At 46.8% G+C, this 2,516-nt stretch carries 3 protein-coding genes; 1 reads left to right on the top strand and 2 read right to left on the bottom strand.

Annotation, left to right across the window (positions count from 1 at the left end; translation table 11 throughout):
* Window positions 1–247, bottom strand: a 247-nt coding sequence (locus HWQ41_RS00030) for a hypothetical protein (RefSeq protein WP_292758513.1), incomplete at its 3' end; no start/stop codon positions are given.
* A 59-nt stretch (window positions 248–306) separates the two neighbouring features.
* On the opposite strand from HWQ41_RS00030, the gene rbsK reads away from it, so the two are divergent.
* The gene (rbsK, locus tag HWQ41_RS00035; protein WP_292758516.1) at window positions 307–1,257 is read left to right on the top strand and encodes a ribokinase; all 951 of its coding nucleotides are present in this window, start codon (window positions 307–309) and stop codon (window positions 1,255–1,257) included.
* A gap of 112 nt (window positions 1,258–1,369) precedes the next feature.
* On the opposite strand, the gene HWQ41_RS00040 is transcribed toward rbsK, so the two are convergent.
* A complete protein-coding gene (locus HWQ41_RS00040; RefSeq protein ID WP_292758519.1) occupies window positions 1,370–2,368 on the bottom strand; it encodes a D-glycerate dehydrogenase in 999 nt (332 codons plus the stop codon).
* Window positions 2,369–2,516 lie beyond the last annotated feature (148 nt).

Consider the following 2,516-nt stretch of genomic DNA (forward strand, 5'->3'; position numbering starts at 1 on the left):
CCTCTCCCTGACTTCTTTTCCGCAATGTTAAGAAAGATGTGACTAATGGATAGCCGAAACGGAGAGGGGAGTTTGGTTTCCCCAACGCTAGTAGGGAAGGGGCTGGGGGGTTAGGTTTTTGATTACTGAATCGATGTAGCAACTCTAAAAGACTTGTGTATACACGGTAGCCCGATGAGGGAGAGGAATGGAAGCGGGTTTCCAAGAATAAGTCGCACATCGCGTGATATTTGGTTGTTTCAACCATTGCGATCGCATCCTGTAATATCAGACTGAATAACTTTAAGATCAACAACAATAAGCATCATGAGCATTATCGTCTTCGGCAGCATCAATATAGACTTGGTAGCAACAGCACCCCGGTTGCCAGTCCCAGGAGAAACGTTGCTAGGAGAAGAATTTTTTCAAGTTTCGGGAGGTAAAGGAGCTAATCAAGCTGTAGCATTAGCAAGATTGGGAATTCCTACCCAAATGGTGGGGCGTGTAGGTGCAGACGGTTTTGGTGTAGAACTTGTCAACAATTTGCAAGCATCTGGTGTGCAGATTGACAATATTTTCGTGGATAAGACTGTTAGTTCTGGTGTCGCCATCATCGCCGTCAATCATGCTGGTGAAAATCAAATTATTGTAATTCCTGGTGCAAATGGGTGTGTCAATCAAGAAGATGTCGAGAGATTGTCCCATTTATTACCATCAGCTACAGCACTGCTTTTACAATTAGAAATTCCGATTACTGCCGTGCTTGCAGCCGCAAAAGCCGCCAGAAAAACCAAAATAACCGTAATTCTCGACCCTGCACCCGCACAATCTGATTTCCCAGATGAACTTTACCCATTAGTGGATATTATCACACCGAATGAAGTTGAAGCAGCGCAGTTAGTGGGTTTTCCGGTGGATGGAGAGGAACAGGCAGCCAAAGCAGCTGGAGTTTTATTACAACGAGGTGTGAAATGTGCGATCGTCAAACTCGGTGCTAAAGGTGTTTTTTGTGCCACTGCTGAGGAAAAGTTTTTTATCCCGGCGTTTCCAGTTCATGCGGTTGACACAGTAGCTGCTGGTGATGCTTTTAATGGCGGCTTAACGGCGGCACTTTTTGAAAAACTTTCTTTACATCAGGCAGTTGTTTGGGGTGCAGCGGCCGGTGCTTTGGCGACAACAAAACCAGGCGCACAAACTTCGCTACCGGATAGGTTTACATTTGATGCGTTTCTTAGGGAAAGGGAAGTGGGGAGTTATACCATTTCACACAAACCCTGATACATATAGATTTCTCGTAGGGGCACAGCAATGCTGTGCCCCTACCAACGTATTTGTATGATTATTAAGGTAAAACGGTATGACTCCTGAATTCTGACTCCTGAATTCTTCTTCAAGAATTATAAATTTCCGGGTTGACACAATCAGCTAGACGATCGCCTGTCAGTCCAGCGATTAAGTTGGCGATCGCCATTGTTGCCATTTTTGAGCGCGTCTGGCGGCTGGCACTACCAATATGAGGTGCAATAATTAGATTATCTAAGGTCAACAACAGGCTATCGGTGGGAATCGGTTCTGGTTCGCCCTGATCTACAGCAGCACCGGCAATTTGACCACTTGCAAGGGCACGATACAGAGAATCGGGATCTACAATGGTTCCCCGCGCTGTATTAATCAAAATAGCCGATCGCTTCATCAACTCAAATTGGCGATCGCTAATCAGATGATAAGTATCATCAGCTGATGGTGTATGCAGTGTCACAAAGTCCGACTCTTGAAGTACGTGTTCCAAGGTCGCAAACTCCACACCTAGAGATTGTTCTAATTCTGGCTGGCATCGTTGCCGACTCGTATACAAAATTCGCATTTCAAACCCTTTGGCACGACGAGCGTAGGTGCAGCCCGCCGTAGGCATCGCCTGACCAATGCGCCCAAAACCAACAATCCCTAAGGTAGCACCTGTAACATTCGGCCCCAATAACAAGTCTGGTTCCCAAGTCTGCCACAACCCGGCACGAGTAAACCGATCTGCCTCCACGACTCGCCGCGCAGATGCCATCAATAATGCCCAAGTAAAGTCTGCGGTAGCATCAGTTAACACACCCGGAGTATGACCCACGGGAATCTGCTGTGCAGTAGCGGCACGAATGTCAATGTTATCGTAACCCACCGCCATTTGACTGATAACTTTGAGTTTCCCAGACTCTATCAGTTGCCGATCAATTTGGTCAGTCAGCAAGCAGAGCAATCCATCTATTTCCTTGACTTTTTTTAGTAAAATTTCGTAGGTAGGGGGTTGGCGTTCTGGCCAAACTTCCACAGTAGCGAGCGATCGCAGTTGCTCCAATTCGATGGGCAGGCGACGAGTGATAAAGACTTTCACTTGAGGCATATTGTTGATCCTCCAACAGATTATATGCCTAAAATGCTCTCCAAGTAAATCTAACCAATCAACGCCATTAAAGGAGGCAAGAGGAGCAAACTTCAATGGCTTTAGCTCCCCTCCCCGCTTGCGGGGAGGGGTTGGGGGTGGGGTTCTT

The organism is Nostoc sp. NOS(2021) (assembly GCF_017115025.1).
Lineage (GTDB): Bacteria > Cyanobacteriota > Cyanobacteriia > Cyanobacteriales > Nostocaceae > Nostoc.

What these genes read in the sequence shown, in the direction of transcription:
- rbsK (WP_292758516.1), top strand. Translation starts at nt 307, where the DNA reads ATGAGCATTATCGTCTTCGGCAGCATCAATATAGACTTGGTAGCAACA.
- HWQ41_RS00040 (WP_292758519.1), bottom strand. Translation starts at nt 2,368, where the DNA reads ATGCCTCAAGTGAAAGTCTTTATCACTCGTCGCCTGCCCATCGAATTG.